Here is a 1,214-nt window from a genome sequence, read left to right as displayed (position 1 = left end):
AATAGGGAAGATGGGTTAATTGATTAAAAGTTATTCAATCACGCGAGGAACAAGATACAAACCATCTTGAGTTGCAGGTGCAACTGCTTGGTATTCGTCCCGATGATTGCTTTCAGTTACCACATCAGCACGTAAAGGTTGAGGATTGTCAAAAGGACTCTTTAAAGGTTCTACGCCTTCCGTATCAATGCCTTTTAAGGTTTCCATCATGCCTAAAATTTTATTTAGACTTTGAGCATATTCAGCAGATTGCGTATCATTGAGCGACAATCGAGCAAGATTGGCGATTGCTGAAACTGTTTGTGCATTTAAATCTGCTGAATGCTGTGCATCCGATGTAGACATAACATCACCTAATCAGTATTAAAAATTTTCAAAATATCGTGCGTTATAATAAGCGATTGACTTGTTCAAATCATCACATTTAGTTTAAAGTTGCCACCTTGCATCCACATGAAAGTTTAACTGAGAACGAACCGTGATTCTAAAACGACTAATTGGCTTGTTTTCGCCGGATCTAGCCATTGATTTAGGTACAGCAAATACACTTATTTATGCACCAGGCCGCGGCATTATATTAAATGAACCAACAGTTGTGGCAATTCGTCACAGTGGTTCACAAAAAATTGTTGCTGCTGTAGGGCTAGATGCTAAGCAAATGCTAGGCCGTACACCTGCGAATATTTCTGCAATTCGTCCAATGAAAGACGGTGTAATTGCAGATTTTGAAGTGACTGAAACCATGTTGAATCAGTTTATTGGTAAAGTTCACGAAAAACGTTTGTTCCCACCTGCACCTCGTGTAGTTGTATGTGTACCATGTAAATCAACTTTGGTCGAGCGCCGTGCAATTCGCGAAGCCGTATTTAATGCGGGTGCTCGTGATGTACGCCTAATTGAAGAGCCAATGGCTGCTGCAATTGGTGCTGGCATGCCAGTTGAACAAGCATGTGGTTCTATGGTTGTGGATGTTGGTGGTGGTACAACTGAAATTGCAATTATTTCATTGCAAGGTTGTGTCTATGCTGATTCTTTACGTATTGGTGGCGATGTATTTGATGAGCAAATTATCAATTATGTTCGTAAAGCTCACGGTTGCGTAATTGGTGAAACCACAGCTGAAATTATTAAAAAAGAAGTTGGTATGGCTGTTTCTGATGGTACGACATTAGAAATTGAAGTACGTGGCCGTAACCTTGCAGAAGGTGTACCTC

General features: G+C 40.4%; 2 protein-coding genes. One reads left to right on the top strand and one right to left on the bottom strand.

Annotated elements, in window-relative coordinates:
• Positions 1-30: 30 nt before the first annotated feature.
• Entirely contained in the window at positions 31-345 is a 315-nt protein-coding gene (gatC, locus tag VXQ92_RS19245) for an Asp-tRNA(Asn)/Glu-tRNA(Gln) amidotransferase subunit GatC (protein ID WP_000107699.1), read from the bottom strand.
• 133 nt (positions 346-478) lie between these two features.
• Between gatC and VXQ92_RS19240 the strand changes: the two genes are divergently transcribed.
• Positions 479-1,214, top strand: a 736-nt coding sequence (locus VXQ92_RS19240) for a rod shape-determining protein (protein WP_416682878.1), incomplete at its 3' end; no start/stop codon positions are given.

The sequence above is a fragment of the Acinetobacter sp. 228 genome (assembly GCF_048147885.1).
This window is presented reverse-complemented; position numbering and strand designations above follow the sequence as displayed.

Coding starts and splice junctions, on each gene's coding strand:
- gatC (WP_000107699.1), bottom strand. CDS start 345: ATGTCTACATCGGATGCACAGCATTCAGCAGATTTAAATGCACAAACA.